Below are 15,865 nucleotides of genomic sequence, written 5' to 3'. Positions count from 1 at the left end.
GGTGGGGAGGCTGCGCGTCGCCGTCGCAGGAGGCGGCATCGCCGGGCTAGCGACGGCGCTCGCGCTGCGTCAGCGAGGCATCGCGGCGACGGTCTACGAGCGCGCTCCGGCGCTGCGGGAGGTCGGGGCAGGGATCGCGCTGTGGCCCAACGCCACGCGTGCCCTCGCCCGCCTCGGAGTCCTCGATGAGGTGGCCGCGCGGTCGGGGCGGGCCGAGGCGGTCCGCATCCTGAACCCGGCAGGGGAGACGCTGCTCCGGTTCTCGACGGCTCGCCCGGACGCTCCCTCGCTCTGTGTCCGACGCCGCGACCTCGTCGGCGTGCTGGCGGATGCCCTGGGGTCGGAGGCGATCCACTACGGGAGCACGATTTCTGAGGCCGAGTCTCGGTCCGGCGGAGTTCGCGTCGTGCGGGAGAATGGCGCAGTCATGGAAGCGGACGTGCTCGTCGCTGCCGACGGCATCCGGTCTCGTCTCCGCGAAACGTGCGTCGCTTCCAACCCGCCGGTCTACCAGGGCTACACCGCCTGGCGCGGTCTCGGGTCCAGGCCGCACGACCTGACCGGCGATGCCTTCGAAGCCTGGGGCGATGGGCTGCGATTCGGCCTTTTCTCGCTCGACGGAGGGCAGTGTTACTGGTACGCGCTCGCGTCTCGGCCGCCCGGCCAGCAGGACACAGACGACCCCCGCACCGAGCTCGCGCACCTGTTCGTGGATTGGCACCCTCGCGTCCGCCGCGTCATCGCCGCGACCTCGCGAGGTGACGTGGTCCGCCACGACGTGTTCGGCCTGCGCCGGTCGCGGCCGTGGGTCGCGGGCCGCGTGGCGCTCGTCGGCGATGCCGCGCACGGCATGACGCCGGACCTGGGGCAGGGGGGCGCGTTCGCCCTCGAAGATGCCGTCGCCCTGGCGGCCCACCTCGGCGCCGAGGTCGATGTGGTTACGGCGCTGCGGGGCTACGAGCACGAGAGGCGTCGCCGCGCGGCCTCGGTGAGGCGGCGGTCGCAGGCGTCCGGCTGGCTCGGTCAACTCGGAGGACGGGCCGGGCGCGTCCGCAACCGGGTCGCCCGTCTCACACCGCCGCCCCTCTTCGAAAGCGCCTTCACGGCGCCATTCTGAGTCTCAGCGACCGCGTTCTTCCGCGTCGAGGAACGGCGCGTCCGGGTCCTCAGGCCGGCCCAGCGTGCGCCAGCGGGCCTCCTTTGAGAGCCGGTACGACTCGGCGACGGTCTCCAGCATCGACAGGTAGCTGCCGTACCGCTCCGGCGTGATCAACTCGTCGTCGACGGCTTGCTGGACGCCGCAGTCCGGCTCGTGGGCATGGGTGCAGTCGGGGAAGCGGCAGTCGTCCAGGAAGGGGCGGAACTCGACGAAGTAGCCGCCGAGCTCTTCAGGCGCCATGTCCCAGAGGCCGAACTCCCGGATGCCAGGCGTGTCGGCCACCCATCCGCCGCCTGCCCGGAGGAGAGTCGCGAACGTCGTCGTGTGACGCCCCTTCTGCGTCTTCTCCCCGATCTCGGAGGTCCGCAGCCCGAGGCCGGGCTCGATGGCGTTGAGCAGGCTTGACTTCCCCACACCCGAGGGGCCGGAGACGACGCTCACAGCACCCGCCAGGGCGGCGCGGAAGGCCTCTAGTCCGCGTCCGGTCACCGTGCTGGTCAGGAGGACGGGGTAACCCAGTCCCTCGTAGAGCTCCTGCCAGAACGCCATCGCCTCCTCGGCGCGCTCGTTGCCTTCCAGCAGATCGGCCTTGTTGAGGATGAGGCCAGCGGGGATGTGATGCGTCTCGGCCGCCACCAGGAACCGGTCCACGAAGCCCGGATTCACCTTCGGCCCGAACGTCGACTGGACGCACCACGCACGGTCGATGTTGGCCACGATGACGTGCTCGCGTACGGCGCCCCGCTTCCCCGGCGCGCGGCGGCTGAGCTGGTTGTCCCGCGGCTCGATGGCTGTGATCATGCCCGAGTCGTCGTCCCCGACGCCCATCACCAGCCGGACGCGGTCGCCCACGGCGAGCGGATTCGTCTCGTCGATCTCGATGGCGTCCAGGCGGAACCGGCCTCTCAGACGAGCCCGGATGGTCTCTCCATCCTCGGTGCGGACCTCGTACCAGCTTCCGGTGGACCGGATGACGAGGCCAGTCAGGGGCTCGGGGAGTGGGGCGTCGGGCTCGGTCACGGAGTGAAACACTGGGAGGGAGGTCTCGTCCAACGCAGGCAGCCGGGACAGGCTCCGTCGACGTGAATCGCGCCCACTCCCGGCAGCACCAGCCCCCCGACCCATGGCCACCGCCAAGACCACTCCCGATCCCTTCGACGATGTCCGCGACGCGTTCGCGGATCTCGGTACCTCCGAAAAGGCCGCCTTCGTGCTGGAGGCGACGTTCGAAACGCTGAGCCAGGCTCTCGCCGAGACCGGCCGCCGCGCCGCCGCCGCGCTCGACGATCTCGACATCGACTCCTGGTTCGACGGTCGTGGGGCCTGGGACATGGGCGCGCCGCCTCCGCCACCTGCCGCCGACCCGCCCGCCTCGAAGCCGGAACCGAAGGCCGCCACGCCGAAGCGTCCCGCGCCCAAGAAGAAGGCGGCGCCGAAGAAAACGGCGGGCAAGACGCCTCGCCGTCGCCCGCCCGCCGACGACGAAGACGCGGGATGAGGGACTCCTGGCCCGAACGGTTCGAACGGGCCGGCCTGCTGGAGCGGGTCGGTCTCGTGGGTGGAGGCGCCGTCCGGCTGCTCGCCAACGCCATCGACAAGGGCCTGGACCGGGCGGCCAGCGTGGCCGTCGAGGCGAAGCAGGCCTTCGAGCGGGAACTCGACCCGAACATGTCCGACGCCCGGGTGCTCGACGAGTCGGACGAGCCGTTCGACCAGCCCGACCGCTAGGCGGCGAGCGCGCGGGCGGCCTCGACGCCCGCGAAGCGCGGGTGTGCCACCCGCTGCACCATCAGTTGGCCGTCGGCGGCGGTCGTCAGTTCGATGTCCAGCAGACCGTGGGCAGACATCTCGATCACCACGGTATGACCGAGGCGGGACGTGTCGGCTTCGCGGCTGCCCGCCTCGGGCCGAAGCCAGCGCGCGGCGAGGCGGTTGATCTCGACCCACGAGAGTTGCCCGAACGGTGCGCGTGACGCCGCGGCCAGGATCTCGATTACGAAGTCGGCTGCGTAGGGCAGGGTGTCTGCGAGGGGCGGTCGGGTCGGCATCGGTGGCGGCGGGGTGTGCCCGGAGAATCGGGGGGAGGGTGTGACACCCCTGTGACGTGCCCGGTCGAGATTGTCGTCTCCGGTCGTGTGGCCGAAGCCCTGGAGCGCTGCGTTTCGATCCAAGGTGTGGCGGGTGAATGCGAACCTGGATCCGGCGTGGTCACAAAACGGGGAGATCATTGAATTACACGATGGTGGATCCCCCCGGCCGCCGTACCCTCCCCGGGTACCCCTCCCGCTTTCTCATGCCTCATCGATTCTCGCGGCCTCTCTTGGCCATGCTCGCTCTCCTCCTGGTGGCTCCTGCCTTCGCCGCTGCCCCGGTCCCCACCGCCGTGCAGGACGGGGCCGTGGTGTGGAGCCCGGACGCCGCGTTCTCGCAGGCACTGGTGACGCTGACCGCTCCGAGCGGACTCGAATACCGCCATGCCTTTACCGCGGGCGAGTCCGTCCGGGTTCACCCCTCCGAGATCGGGGACGAGCCCCTGGCCGACGGCTTCTACGGGTACGAACTCGTGCTGATGCCGACCGACCTCGACGAGGCCGAGACGTCGACGGCACTCCTGCAGCGCGGCACATTGGAGATCCGGCATGGCGCGGCCGTCTCGTCGCCGTTGCTCGACCAGGTGTTCAACGACGACCTCATCGTGCGTGGCAGCGGCTGCTTCGGCCAGGACTGCGTCAACGGCGAGAACTTCGGCTTCGACACCGTGCGGCTCAAGGAGAACAACCTGCGCATCCACTTCGACGACACGTCCAACAGCGGCAGCTTCCCGTCCAACGACTGGCGCATCACGATCAACGACTCGGCCAACGGAGGCCAGAGCTACTTCTCGATCGACGACGCGACGGGCAATCGGTCGCCGCTCCGCATCCGCGCGGGCGCTCCCAACTGGTCGATCTACGTCGCCGCCAACGGCAGCGTCGGGTTCGGTACGGACACCCCGGTCGTGGAGCTGCACTCGTCCAACGGCGACACGCCGACGCTCCGCCTGGAGCAGAGCGGTGCGTCGGGCTTCACCCCCTACACGTGGGACGTGGCTGCCAACGAGACCAACTTCTTCATCCGTGACGTGAACGGCGGGTCCAAGCTGCCCTTCCGCGTTCGCCCGAACGCCGGGACCAGTTCCATCGACATGTACGCGGATCGCCTCGAACTCGGTGTGGCGACCACCACCCCGGAGGTGCGCATCGGCAAGGGCGGGCGCGTGCGCGTCGACACGCAGGTGCTCGTCGGGTTCACCGATCCCAGCAATGCCGCTGCCAACACCATCTTCGAGGTCGGCACGGACTTCGACGTCGACGGGGACGGCATCGACGACGATCTCTCCCGGTTCCGGACCGACGTCCGCGTGGACCGGAGCCTGAGCGTGATCGGCGACCTGACGGGAGAAGCGTTCGCCTTCCGCGTCACCAACCAGGCCGTGGGCGGCGCCGGACAGCTTCTCAACCTCGACCTCTCGGGCAACCTCACGACGGCGGGTACGGTGAACGGCTCCTCGGATGTCAACGTCAAGGAGGACATCGTAGCGGTCGACCCCGAGGCCGTCCTGGCGGGCGTCGCTGGGCTCCCGATCTCGACGTGGGAGTACATCGCGGCCGACGGCATCGCCCACATGGGCCCGATGGCGCAGGACTTCTACCGCACCTTCGGCCTCGGCCAGGGCGAGACCACCATCTCGATGGTGGACGCCGACGGCGTGTCGCTGGCGGCCATCCAGGCCCTCCACACCCGAAGCGAGGCGGCGACCGCTCGCATCGCGGAACTGGAGGCTGAGAACGCGGCCCTCGCCGCGCGCCTCGCGCGCATCGAGGCGCTCCTCGGTACGGCCCATGAGTAGCCCGATCCCGACTTCCATGCTTCGCATCACGCTCGCCGCAAGCCTCGCGCTCGGACTCGCCGTCGCCCCCTCCGCCCAGCAGCGGACGGCCGCCGAAGACACCGACGCGCCGGGAGCGCCGCTCGCGCCGTCCCCCGAGACGGTCGGGCTGAGCTTCTTCGACGACCAGGACCAGGCCATCCGGCTCCAGACCCGGCGACCGGAGGCCTCCGCCTCGGCAGCGATCACGACGCAGGCGGCCGAGCGCCGCTCCGACGGGACCGTCGCCGACTCGGATGACCTGTCGGCCGCGTTCGCCTTCCCGGCCCAGGTCCAGCGACAGGTCTCCGACGGACCGCTGGCGGACGGCCGGGACGGCACCGCCCCGGCCCCCCTCCGAACCGTCGCGGTCGCGGTCGACGCGATGACCGCCAACGGGCGGACCGAGGCGTCGCTGCTGGCTGCCCGGAACCGCGTCTCCGGTCCCGCGCTCCGTGTGGAGGCGCTCGACACCGGACGTCCGCCTGGGACCCGTCCGGGTGCCGTCGTGCTGGATGACGAGGCCCCGGTCCAGGTCGCGTCCCCGCTCGTCGATGTCGCCGACGGCGCGTCTCGCACGGACGGCCTGGCGCTCTCGGTGGTGCAGCCGAACCCAGCTCGCTCCGAGGCCTGGGTCACGGCGACCGCAACCGAGCGGACGCGGGCGACCGTGACGCTGTTCGACATTCAGGGCCGTGAGGTCGCGCGTGCGTTCGACGGCCTCGTCTCTGCCGACTCGCCGGCGCGCGTTCGGCTGGACCTCGACGCGGTCTCGGCGGGGACGTACGTCGTCGTGCTCGAATCGGACGGCGTTCGTACGTCGCAGACGGTGCAGGTCGTTCGCTAGGCGATCCAGGTTCTGTGCGCTATCCGGGCGCCTCGGCTTCGGCCGGGGCGCCCGCTTGTTTGAAATGGGGGAGATGCGTGTCAGCCATGCCGGGTGGAGGAAGCAGAGCTGGTCGGCACCTTTCGCCTCGGTGGACTTGTCGGAGACCCCGCGTCGGGTGGCCCGTGGCCAACCCCGATTCGTGATCGTGATCGCCCGACCCCCACGGCGCCAGCCGAGGGTCCCGGTCTGGGCGACCACCTCTTTTGAGGTGCGGTACCTTTGGGCATCCACCCCCCGACCCTACCATGTCTCGCCTGCTCCTTTTCGTCCTCGCGCTTTCCTTCGCCGCCTGCCAGTCCGAGCCCGACGCTCCAGAGGTTTCCGAGTCGCCGGTGGAGACCGCTGGCCCGGTCACCGCACCTGCGGATGCTCCCGCGGCGCCCTCCGCCGAGAAGCTGAACCTCAACACGGCCACCGAGGCGGAGTTCGAGGCGCTCGTCGGCGAGCGCATGGCGCACGAGTTCGACGAGTACCGGCCGTACACCAGCATTCAGGACTTCCGCCGTGAGATCGGCAAGTACGTCGACGCCGACGAGGTCGCGTCCTACGAGGAGATGGTCTTCGTCCCGATCGTCCCCAACGAGAGCGACGAGGAGACGCTGATGCAGCTTCCAGGCATCGACGCGACCAGCGCGGCCTCGCTGGTCGCCCTCCGGCCGTTCGCCGATGAGGCCGACTTCCTCGCCGCCGTCGCCGAGGCCACGGGTAGCTCGCCCGTCGCCGCCTCACGGTACCTGGCGGAGTAAGCGACGAGGCACAGCCTCGCCGGTTTTCGTTGGCTGGCCGCCGCGGCGACTTCCCTCGTCGCGGCGGTCGACCTCATGCTGGGCGGCCCCCGCGAGGACGTGCGCCGGAACACCCCGTTCGGTGTGATCCTCGGCTGGCTGGCGGCACCCAGCCGCGTCGGCCTGAAGCCTCCCGCCTCGGTGCCGAGGCGGGGAGGAAAGGCCGGTTCAGTTCATGACGGGCTCCTCCGGGTCCCCGTTGGTGACCACGATCGGGCCGCCTGTGCTGGGGGAGCCCGCGAGTTGCTTTTCCCGGTCCGAGACCGCAAACAGCTCCGCCGGGTCCTCCTCCGCAGTCGGCTCCAGGAGCAGGTCGAGGGCCTCCGGGATGCGCTTGACGTAGTGGACCTCCAGGCCCTCGACGGCCTCGTCCTTGATCTCCTCCACGTCGGTCTTGTTCTTCTCCGGCAGGACGACGCACGTGATCCCCGCCCGGCGCGCGGCGAGCACCTTCTCCTTGATCCCGCCGACCGGCAGCACCAGCCCGCGGAGTGTGATCTCTCCCGTCATCGCCACGTCGTGGCGGACGCGGCGCCGGGTGTAGATGCTCGTCAGCGCGGCGGTCATGGCGACGCCGGCGCTGGGGCCGTCCTTCGGAATCGCCCCCGCAGGCACGTGGACGTGCAGGTCCCAGTAGCGGAACGCGTCGTCGGGGATGCCGAGGTCCTCGGCGTTGGCCTTGACCCACGACAGCGACGCCTGCGCGCTCTCGCGCATCACGTCGCCCAGCTTGCCGGTGAGCGTCATCTTGCCTGAGCCGCGACTGACCGAGGCCTCGATGAACAGGATGTCGCCGCCGACCGGCGTCCATGCCAGGCCCGTCGCCACGCCCGGGACCTCGGTCCGCTCGGCCACGTCGTTGTAGAACTTGCGTCCGCCCAGGATGCCTTGGATGTCGTCAGCCGTCACGTCGCCGCGCTCGGCCTCACCGAGGGCGACCGTCTTGGCGATGCTGCGGACGACCGAGCCGATGGTCCGCTCCAACTGGCGGACGCCCGACTCGCGCGTGTAGCCCTCGATGACGAGCAGGAGCGCGTCGTCGGTGACCGAGAACTGGTCCTCGCGGAGCCCGTTGCGCTCGCACTGTCGCGGCACGAGGTACGTCTTGGCGATGGCCAGCTTCTCGGACGGCGTGTAGCCGTTGATCTCGATGATCTCCATCCGGTCCCGGAGCGGGCCGGGGATGGTCTCGAGCGAGTTGGCCGTCGCGATGAAGAGGACCTTTGAGAGATCGTAGTCGAGCTCCAGGTAGTGATCGTTGAAGGAGTCGTTCTGCTCGGGGTCGAGGACCTCCAGCAGCGCGCTCGACGGGTCGCCCCGGAAGTCGGTGCCCAGCTTGTCGACCTCGTCGAGCATGAACACGGGGTTGCTCGTCCCGGCCCGCTTGAGGCCCTGGATGATGCGGCCCGGCAGCGCGCCGATGTAGGTCCGTCGGTGCCCGCGGATCTCCGCCTCGTCGCGGACGCCGCCGAGGCTGATGCGGTGGAACTCGCGGCCGAGCGACCGGGCGATGCTCTTGCCCAGGCTCGTCTTGCCGACGCCGGGCGGGCCGTAGAACAGCAGAATGGGCGCCTTCATGTCGCCCTTCAGCTTGAGCACCGCGAGGTACTCCAGGATGCGCTTCTTGACGTCGTCGAGGCCGTAGTGGTCCTCGGCGAGCACCTCCTCGGCCCGCGCGATGTCGAGCTTGTCCTCGGACGTGTGGCCCCAGGGCAGGTCGAGGATCGTCTCGGCGTAGTTGCGGACGACGCCGTACTCGGGGCTGGCCGGGTTCGTCCTGGCGAGCTTCTGCAGTTCCTTGTCGAGCGTCTCGATGACCGCCTCCGGCAACAGGTCGCGCTTCTCGGTCAGCTTCTCGCGCAGCTCGTCGGCATCGCGCGAGGAACCCTCCGTCTCGCCCAGTTCGTCCTGGATCGCTTTGAGCTGCTGGCGGAGGAAGAACTCCCGCTGCTGCTGGTCCACGTCCGTCTTGACCTTCGACCGGATCTCCTCCGAGATCTCCAGCACGCGGACTTCCTGCTCCAGGTAGTCCAGCACGAGCTGGGAGCGGTCCAGCAGCGGCCGCGTCTCCAACAGCGCCTGCTTCTTCTCGACGTCGATCTGCAGGTTCGACGCGATGAAGTGGACGAGGAAGTTGGGGCTCTCGATGTTCTGGATCGCGTAGGCCGCCTCGCTGGGCAGGTTCGGCGACAGGTTGACGATCTGCACCGCCAGCTCCTTGATCGAGCGCACGCGGGCGTCGATCTCGACCGGGTCCACGTCGTCGGGCGCGTCCTCTTCGATGGGGCGGATGCGCGCGGTCAGGTACGGGTCGAGCTGGTCGTACTCCTCGATCTCGATGCGCCGCTTGCCCTGGATGACGATCGACACCGAGCCGTCGGGCATCTTGATCAGCTTCAGGATCGTCGCCGCAGCGCCAACCCGGTAGAGATCATCGGGGCCGGGCGTCTCCACCTCGGCGCGCTTCTGGGCGACGACGCCGACGAGGCGGTCGCCAGCGTAGGCATCCTTGACCAGCGTGAGGCTCGCGTCCCGTCCGACGGTGATCGGCAGCACCACGCCCGGATAGAGGACCGTGTTGCGGAGCGTCAGGATGGGGAGCGACTCGGGCAGTTCGGCCGAGTGCATCTGACGCTCCTCATCGGGCGTGAGGAGGGGGATGGACTGCTCGGGGTCCCCGCTGTCGTGGGGCAGGTCGTCCGAGGCGAGGTGGAGGGGGCGCATGCGTGGGAGGGCGCGGTCAGGGCAGGGGTGCACGCCGCAGGGCGTGGCGCGATCCGGCCAGGGGCATCGGCGGGAGCGGGCCAGGGGTAAACTCCGCGGCCGGTGCCGGTGTCCCTTCGTTCTCCGATTCCTCTCGTGCGTGCAGCCCGACCGTCCGATCTCGTCTCTCCCGCGCTCGGCGGGGCCTTCCTGGCGGTGATCGTCGGGCTGGTCGTCGGGCGGTCCGGGTCGCCGGCGACGGCCGTCCTCGTCGGCGCGCTGGTGTGGGCGGTGATCGCCGGGTGGGCGCTCCGGCGTCCGCTGCACCGGCTCCGCGTCGTGCGGCAGCCGCTGCCCGAGCGGTGGCGCGCATGGCTGCGCGACCACGTCCGGCTCTACGCCGAGGCGGGCGCGGCAGACCGGCGGCGCTTCGAGCAGGACGTGGCGCTGGTGCTCGACGGCCTCACGTTCGAGGGCGCGGGCGGCGCCGAGCCCACCGAGACGCTCCGCCTCGGCGTCGCCGCGGGTGCGGCGATGCTGCTCCACGGCCACCCGGACTGGGAGATGCCTACCGAGCGGACAGTCCTCTTCGTCCCGGACACGTTCGACGAGGCCTACGGCGACGAGGAGCCCGGGATGTACGACGGGATGGTCCACTCCCAGGGACCCATCGTGCTGTCGACGCGGGCTGCCGAGAGGGGGTGGGCGAGGGAGGACGGGCACAACGTGGTCCTCCACGAGCTGGCTCACGTGTTCGACTTCGACGGCTGGGAGGCCGATGGTGTGCCGTCGTTCCTCGACCCGCGCTCGGCGGACGCCTGGACCACCCTCATGCGCAAAGAGATGCGGCGCGCGGCTCGCGGCGACGGGGTCCTCCGTTCCTACGCCGCCAGCGCGCCGGCCGAGTTGTTCGCCGTCGCCACCGAGCAGTTCTTCGAGCGCCCTGCGCGTCTCCGCAAGCACCACGAAGAGCTGTACGACGCCCTCGTCGCGTTCTACAACCTCACGCCCCCCGACGAGCCCGAGGCAGAGGTCGAGGGCAGCTTCATGGCCCGGCGTTGGGGCAGCGGGGAGTGAGGAGTCACGCTCCTTCCCTCTCCGCCACCTCCCGCACGGCCGCATCCAGCACGTCCAGCTGGAACGGCTTCTTGACCACCGCCGACACGTCGGCCCCGTCCGCCTCGGCGTCGGTGTCGCCGGTGAGGAGGAGGACCGGGAGGCCGGGGAAGCGCTGACGGATGGCCGCGGCCAGCTCGCGCCCGCTCATGTCGGGCATCGAGAGGTCGGTCACGACGGCGTCGAGGTCGGCGTCCTCGGCCAGCGCCGTCAGTGCCGCCGGGCCCCCGTCCACTTCGCGAACGGTGTGACCGCGGAGGCGGAGCAGCTTCGAGGTGACCGTCCGCACCATCGGCTCGTCGTCGACGACCAGCAGGCGCAGGCCAGGCGCGGTGCTGGGTTTGAGGGCGGTCTCGCGCGCCGTCTCCGGGGCGGGCGTGCCGGTGGAGAACGGGAACACGAGCCGGAAGAGCGTCCCCCGGCCCGGCGCGCTCTCGATCTCGATCCGTCCGTTGTGCTCCTGCACGATGCCCTGGCTCATGGTCAGCCCCATGCCCGAGCCGCCCGAGCCCTTCGTCGTGAACAGGGGCTCGAAGACGCGACGTTGGACGCTCTCGGTCATCCCCACGCCCGTGTCGCCGACCTCGACCACGCAGGCCCGCGCGCGGCGGCTCGTCGCGATGGAGAGCGTGCCCCCGGCGGGCATGGCCTGGACGGCGTTGAGGACGAGGTTGACGAGCACCTCGCGCAGTTCCGTCGGCGTCCCGAGGATGGCAGGGACCGGCCGCAGGGTGCTCTGCACCTGGATGGCGATGCCGCGCCGCCGCGGCTCGTTGTACCAGTAGGGGCGCGTGAGCGTGAGGACCTCCTCCGCGATCCCGTGGAGGGCGACCGCCTCGGCGCGCTCCTGCTTTTCGTTGCGGATGTACTGCTGGATCTTGCGGACCAGCGAGGCGCCGTCGCCCGCAGCCTGCTCCAGGGACCGGAGGTGGTCCTGGGCATCCCTGCCGGCGCCGAGGCGGAGGAGGTCGGAGCGAAGCAGCTCGGCGTGGCCGAGAACGGCCGTCAGCAGGTTGTTGAAGTCGTGGGCGATGCCCATCGACATGCGGCCCAGCATCTCCATGCGGCGGCGGCGCGTCTGCTCGGCGGCCCAACTGGCGGGCTCGCGCATCACCTCGCCGTGGATCGACACCGGGTACCGCCCGGACTCGATGGTCGGAAGGCGGATCGGCTGGAAATGGAGCAACACGGGCAGGGGCCCCTCGCCGGTCGACCGTTCGATCAGGAACACTTCGTTGGTCACAGACCCGCCCCGCGAGGCTTCGACGGCGTGCTCCTGTGCGAACCGGGCGTCTTCGAGGGGGAGGCGCCCCCACAGCCCATCGTCGCCGAAGACCTCCCGCCACGCCTCGTTGCAGTCCAGCCGGAGCCCCGACGGGTCGGCCAGCGCCGTCAGCAGCTCGGGGGCGACGAAGGGGAGGGAGGGGGCAGGCTCCATACCGGAAGGTAGAACCGGGGACGCCGGGTGCGGGACCGAGGATCGCTCCGGAGCAGCGGACCCTCTCGGTCCACCTCGGCGCCGAGACGGGGCGCCTCTCGCTCCACGCCTCCACTCCTCACAGGGAGCGCACGGCGTGGAGAGTAGCTTCCGATCCCAACCCTGAAGTCCGCCATGTGGTCCGCGTCCATCCTCGACACGATTGGCAACACGCCACTCGTCCGCCTCCAGACGATGGGGCGGGAGTTTCCCTGCACCGTCCTTGCGAAGGTCGAGTTCTTCAACCCGGGCGGGTCGGTCAAGGACCGCATCGGCGTGGCGATGATCGAGGACGCCGAGGCGAAGGGGCTGCTGAAGCCGGGCGGCACCATCATTGAGGGCACCAGCGGCAACACGGGCGCCGGGCTCGCCATCGCGGCCATCGCGAAGGGCTACCGCTGCATCTTCACCACCACCGACAAGCAGAGCCCGGAGAAGGTGGACGTGCTGCGCGCCTTCGGGGCGGAGGTCATCGTCTGCCCGACCAACGTCGCGCCGACCGACCCGCGGTCCTACTACTCGGTCGCCGAGCGGCTCTCCAAGGAAATCCCCAACTCGTTCTACCCCAACCAGTACGACCATCCGGCCAACGCCGAAGCGCACTACCAGACCACAGGGCCGGAGTTGTGGGAGCAGACCGAGGGGAGGATCACGCACTTCGTCGCGGGGGCGGGCACGGGTGGCACCATTTCGGGCACGGCACGCTACCTCAAGGAGCAGAACCCCGACGTGCAGGTCATCGGCGTCGACCCGTACGGCAGCGTCTACGCCGAGTACTGGCGGACGGGCGAATTCAAGGAGTCAGAGATCTACCCGTACGCCACCGAGGGCGTAGGCGAGGACATCCTGGCCAAGAACATGGACTTCTCACTCGTCGACGATTACGTCCAGGTGGACGACAAGACGACCATGCAGATGACGCGCCGCCTCGCCCGCGAGGAGGGGTTGTTCATCGGCCAGTCCTGCGGCATGGCCATGGCGGGCGCGCTCGACTGGATGGACGCGAACCGCGACCGCCTCACGGAGGACGACGTGGTCGTGGTGATGCTGCCCGACAGCGGCTTCCGCTACCTCTCGAAGACGTACGACGACGAGTGGATGCGGCGCAACGGGTTCCTGGAGACGACGCCCTCGCTGACCGTCCACGACGTGCTGGCGGTCCGCCCTCGCCACGAGGCGGTCATCGGCGTCACGCCCGACGACACCCTCGCGGCGGCAATCGAGACCATGACCGCGCACGGCATCAGTCAGGTGCCGGTGCTGGAACACGGTGAGGTGGTGGGCAGCCTCAACGAGCGGGGGGTCTTGAACCGGCTCATCGAAGCCCCCGACGCTCGCGACGAGGCGGTCCGCGAGGTCATGGGGGCGCCGCTACCCATCGTCGAGGCCGGCGTCCACCTCGACGACCTGACGGCCACTCTCGACGGCGAGGCCGGGGCCGTCCTCGTCCGCGCCGACGGCGACGACCCGGCGGCATTCGACATCCTGACGCGCAGCGACCTGATCTCGGCGCTCGCTCGCGCGGGCCGCCAGCGCGGCTGACCTTCTCCCCTCTAGCTGTGTCCGACATGGAATCCCCCACCGAACCTCAAGGCCCGTCCCTCCAGATCGAGCTCTCCGAGGAGGTCGCAGAAGGCGTCTACTCGAACCTCGTCATGATCTCCCACAGCCCGGAGGAGTTCATCCTGGACTTCATCCGTGTGATGCCGGGCGTCCCGAAGGCGCGCGTCAAGAGCCGGATCGTGGTGACGCCGGGCCACGCGAAGCGCCTGCTGGCGGCCCTTGCGGACAACATCCAGCGTTACGAGGCCCAGCACGGAGCGATCAGCGATGTCGCCACGCAGCACCCGATTCAGTTCTCCGCGCCGGGTGGGGAGGCGTAAGCACGGGAGACGAGCCGGATTGGTAGGTTTTGACTCCTTCGTTAGGAGTCAAGTCTGTTGTAGACATCCGTGAGAAGAGCGTGGTTGGACGTGTGGGCGGCATTGTGGTCGCCCCCCTTCCCATCCTCCCCCTCCTCTCATGAGATCCTTCCTTGCCCCGGCCGCTCTGGTCTGCGGCTTGCTCTTCTCGAGCTGCGACAGTGTCGTTCCCTCCTCGGCCGCCTCGGCCGACCCGGAGGCCGTCGCCTGCAGCGCGCCGACGCTCCATTCCATCGTGGCCTACGGGTCGAGTGCTGTGGACGTGGCGTTCTCTTACGGCTCCACCAACGCGGATCACCGAGCCTTGCAAGGCAACGTCGAGATTCGAGCGGTCGGCTCGTCGGCATGGGTCCCGGCCGAGGGCACCGTCTACGGATCCGTGCTGCGCGTGTGGGACGTGGAGATTCCCCCGTCCGGAGGCACCACGTACGACGTCCGCGCGCGGCAGGTGTGCTACAACGACCCGCCGCCGGCGCCGCCCGGTGAACTGGGCATGCCCGACAGCGCGACGTCGGGTCCCTCGAACCTGCTCCGCAAGGTCCTGCTGTACACTGCGAACGGCTCCTAGCCGCCTTCGACCAGTTGGCACCGCTGCGCCCGCGGCCGGGAAGAGCCTGGCCGCGGGCGCGTGCCGTTACACGGCGCTCTTGACGGCGGCTGTGCCCGCACGGCTCGGGACGTGGACCGCCCATACCTCGTCCACGGCTTCGAGCAGGCGGTCGATGTCGTCGCGGGTGTGGTCGGCCGTGAGGCTGACGCGGAAGCGCTGCTGGGAGGTCGGGACGGCGGGCGCCTCGACGTGGTTGAGGAAGAGGCCGCGGCGGTTGAAGTCGTGCGCGGCCGCGCGCACGTCCGTGCCGGGTCCGACGGGGAGCGAGAACACGGCCGTCACGCCCGATGCCTCGAAGCCGCGAGCGCGCAGCCCTTCGGCGAGGTAGCCGCACACGTCCATCAGGCGCGCGTGGATTTCGGGCTCGTCCTCGAGCACGTCGAGGCCCGCGAGCACGGCGGCGCAGATGGCCGTCGACGGGGCCGTCGAGAAGACGTACGAGCGGGCGAAGTAGCGGAGGTAGTCCACCACGTCGGCGTCGGCCGCGACGAAGCCGCCGGAGACGCCGAAGCTCTTGGAGAAGGTGCCCATCACGACGGTCGCCGCGTCGCCGGCGTCGAACATGGCGACGGTGCCCGCGCCGCCCGGGCCCGTGACGCCGGTGCCGTGGGCCTCGTCGACGACCAGCGTCGCCCCGTGGCGGAGCGTCACCTCGCCGATGCGGTCCAGCCGGGCGACCGTGCCCGACATCGAGTAGACGCCCTCGACGGCGACGAACACGTCCTGGAAGGTCTCCTTCGCGGCGGTGATCAGGGCGTCGAGGCGGGCGGCGTCGTTGTGGGGGAACGGCCGGGCCTCGATGCGCCCCATCTTCAGACCGTCGAGCGTCGACGCGTGGATCTCATCGTCGTAGAAGACGATGTCGCGCGGGCCGGGCAGGGCGCTCATCAGGCCCACGTTGGCCGAGTAGCCGCTGGAGAACACCAGCGCGGCCTCCTTGCCCTCGTGGGCTGCGAGCCGCTCCTCGAGTTGGCGGTACAGCGGTCCGTGCCCGTTGAGGATCGGTGGGCCTCCGGCGCCGACCCCGTAGCGCCCGACGGCGTCCTGGACGGCCTGAATCACGCGCGGGTGCGTCGCCAGCCCGAGGTAGTTGTTCGAGCCGAACATCAGCATCCGCCGCGAGGTCCCGAGGTGATCGCGGACGCGCACCTCCCGCCCGGTCCCGCTCTCGATCGACCGGAAGTGGAGCCCGTCCACGCCGTCGGTCCGCTCGTCTCGGATGCGCCCCGAAAACTCGGAGGTGCGCCCCGGAAGATCCATCTGTGTACGGATCCGGACGAGGTCGCGATAGGAGAGG

General features: G+C 70.1%; 15 protein-coding genes. 10 read left to right on the top strand and 5 right to left on the bottom strand.

Annotated elements, in window-relative coordinates:
- Position 1: 1 nt before the first annotated feature.
- Positions 2-1,117, top strand: a complete 1,116-nt coding sequence (locus B1759_RS02070) for an FAD-dependent monooxygenase (protein ID WP_095513379.1) — start codon at positions 2-4, stop codon at positions 1,115-1,117.
- Between the two features lie 3 nt (positions 1,118-1,120).
- Here B1759_RS02070 and rsgA read toward each other — a convergent pair whose 3' ends face one another.
- Positions 1,121-2,179: a ribosome small subunit-dependent GTPase A gene (gene rsgA / locus B1759_RS02065; protein ID WP_198948718.1), complete on the bottom strand. Its 1,059-nt coding sequence runs from the start codon at positions 2,177-2,179 to the stop codon at positions 1,121-1,123.
- A 103-nt stretch (positions 2,180-2,282) separates the two neighbouring features.
- On the opposite strand from rsgA, the gene B1759_RS02060 reads away from it, so the two are divergent.
- Both B1759_RS02060 and B1759_RS02055 read left to right on the top strand, forming a co-directional pair.
- Entirely contained in the window at positions 2,283-2,657 is a 375-nt protein-coding gene (locus B1759_RS02060; RefSeq protein WP_095513378.1) for a hypothetical protein, read from the top strand.
- A complete protein-coding gene (locus B1759_RS02055; protein ID WP_095513377.1) occupies positions 2,654-2,887 on the top strand; it encodes a hypothetical protein in 234 nt (77 codons plus the stop codon). The genes B1759_RS02060 and B1759_RS02055 overlap by 4 nt, the downstream gene beginning before the upstream one ends.
- Here the strand turns inward: B1759_RS02055 and B1759_RS02050 are convergent.
- Positions 2,884-3,207, bottom strand: coding sequence for a hypothetical protein (locus B1759_RS02050; protein WP_095513376.1), 324 nt, complete (start codon positions 3,205-3,207; stop codon positions 2,884-2,886). The two genes, B1759_RS02055 and B1759_RS02050, sit on opposite strands and share 4 nt — an antisense overlap.
- Before the next feature lie 278 nt (positions 3,208-3,485).
- On the opposite strand from B1759_RS02050, the gene B1759_RS02045 reads away from it, so the two are divergent.
- The 3 genes from B1759_RS02045 (at position 3,486) to B1759_RS02035 (ending at position 6,701) form a co-directional block, all read left to right on the top strand.
- Positions 3,486-5,048, top strand: a complete 1,563-nt coding sequence (locus tag B1759_RS02045; RefSeq protein ID WP_095513375.1) for a tail fiber domain-containing protein — start codon at positions 3,486-3,488, stop codon at positions 5,046-5,048.
- A gap of 16 nt (positions 5,049-5,064) precedes the next feature.
- Positions 5,065-5,913, top strand: a complete 849-nt coding sequence (locus tag B1759_RS02040; protein WP_095513374.1) for a T9SS type A sorting domain-containing protein — start codon at positions 5,065-5,067, stop codon at positions 5,911-5,913.
- Positions 5,914-6,200: 287 nt separating this feature from the next.
- Complete coding sequence (locus tag B1759_RS02035; protein ID WP_095513373.1) at positions 6,201-6,701, top strand: hypothetical protein; 501 nt, start codon at positions 6,201-6,203, stop codon at positions 6,699-6,701.
- Positions 6,702-6,908: 207 nt separating this feature from the next.
- Here B1759_RS02035 and lon read toward each other — a convergent pair whose 3' ends face one another.
- Positions 6,909-9,464 (bottom strand): endopeptidase La, encoded by a 2,556-nt coding sequence (lon, locus tag B1759_RS02030; RefSeq protein WP_095513372.1) that lies wholly within the window; start codon positions 9,462-9,464, stop codon positions 6,909-6,911.
- A gap of 135 nt (positions 9,465-9,599) precedes the next feature.
- Here lon and B1759_RS02025 point away from each other — a divergent pair, with 135 nt between their 5' ends.
- Positions 9,600-10,520, top strand: coding sequence for a M90 family metallopeptidase (locus tag B1759_RS02025; RefSeq protein ID WP_198948717.1), 921 nt, complete (start codon positions 9,600-9,602; stop codon positions 10,518-10,520).
- A 4-nt stretch (positions 10,521-10,524) separates the two neighbouring features.
- Here B1759_RS02025 and B1759_RS02020 read toward each other — a convergent pair whose 3' ends face one another.
- Complete coding sequence (locus tag B1759_RS02020; RefSeq protein WP_095513370.1) at positions 10,525-11,997, bottom strand: ATP-binding protein; 1,473 nt, start codon at positions 11,995-11,997, stop codon at positions 10,525-10,527.
- Positions 11,998-12,171: 174 nt separating this feature from the next.
- Between B1759_RS02020 and B1759_RS02015 the strand changes: the two genes are divergently transcribed.
- The 3 genes from B1759_RS02015 to B1759_RS02005 all read left to right on the top strand — a co-directional run bounded on the left by B1759_RS02015 (position 12,172) and on the right by B1759_RS02005 (position 14,526).
- Positions 12,172-13,578, top strand: a complete 1,407-nt coding sequence (locus B1759_RS02015; protein ID WP_095513369.1) for a cystathionine beta-synthase — start codon at positions 12,172-12,174, stop codon at positions 13,576-13,578.
- 26 nt (positions 13,579-13,604) lie between these two features.
- Positions 13,605-13,919 (top strand): DUF3467 domain-containing protein, encoded by a 315-nt coding sequence (locus tag B1759_RS02010; RefSeq protein WP_095513368.1) that lies wholly within the window; start codon positions 13,605-13,607, stop codon positions 13,917-13,919.
- Between the two features lie 139 nt (positions 13,920-14,058).
- Positions 14,059-14,526 (top strand): hypothetical protein, encoded by a 468-nt coding sequence (locus tag B1759_RS02005; protein ID WP_143537236.1) that lies wholly within the window; start codon positions 14,059-14,061, stop codon positions 14,524-14,526.
- Between the two features lie 66 nt (positions 14,527-14,592).
- Here the strand turns inward: B1759_RS02005 and B1759_RS02000 are convergent, their stop codons facing one another.
- Entirely contained in the window at positions 14,593-15,828 is a 1,236-nt protein-coding gene (locus tag B1759_RS02000; RefSeq protein WP_158225074.1) for an 8-amino-7-oxononanoate synthase, read from the bottom strand.
- Between the last annotated feature and the right edge of the window lie 37 nt (positions 15,829-15,865).

It is taken from the genome of Rubrivirga sp. SAORIC476, assembly GCF_002283555.1.
GTDB lineage: Bacteria > Bacteroidota > Rhodothermia > Rhodothermales > Rubricoccaceae > Rubrivirga.
The sequence above is the reverse complement of the archived record's forward strand: the minus strand, read 5'-3'. Positions and strand labels throughout refer to the sequence as shown.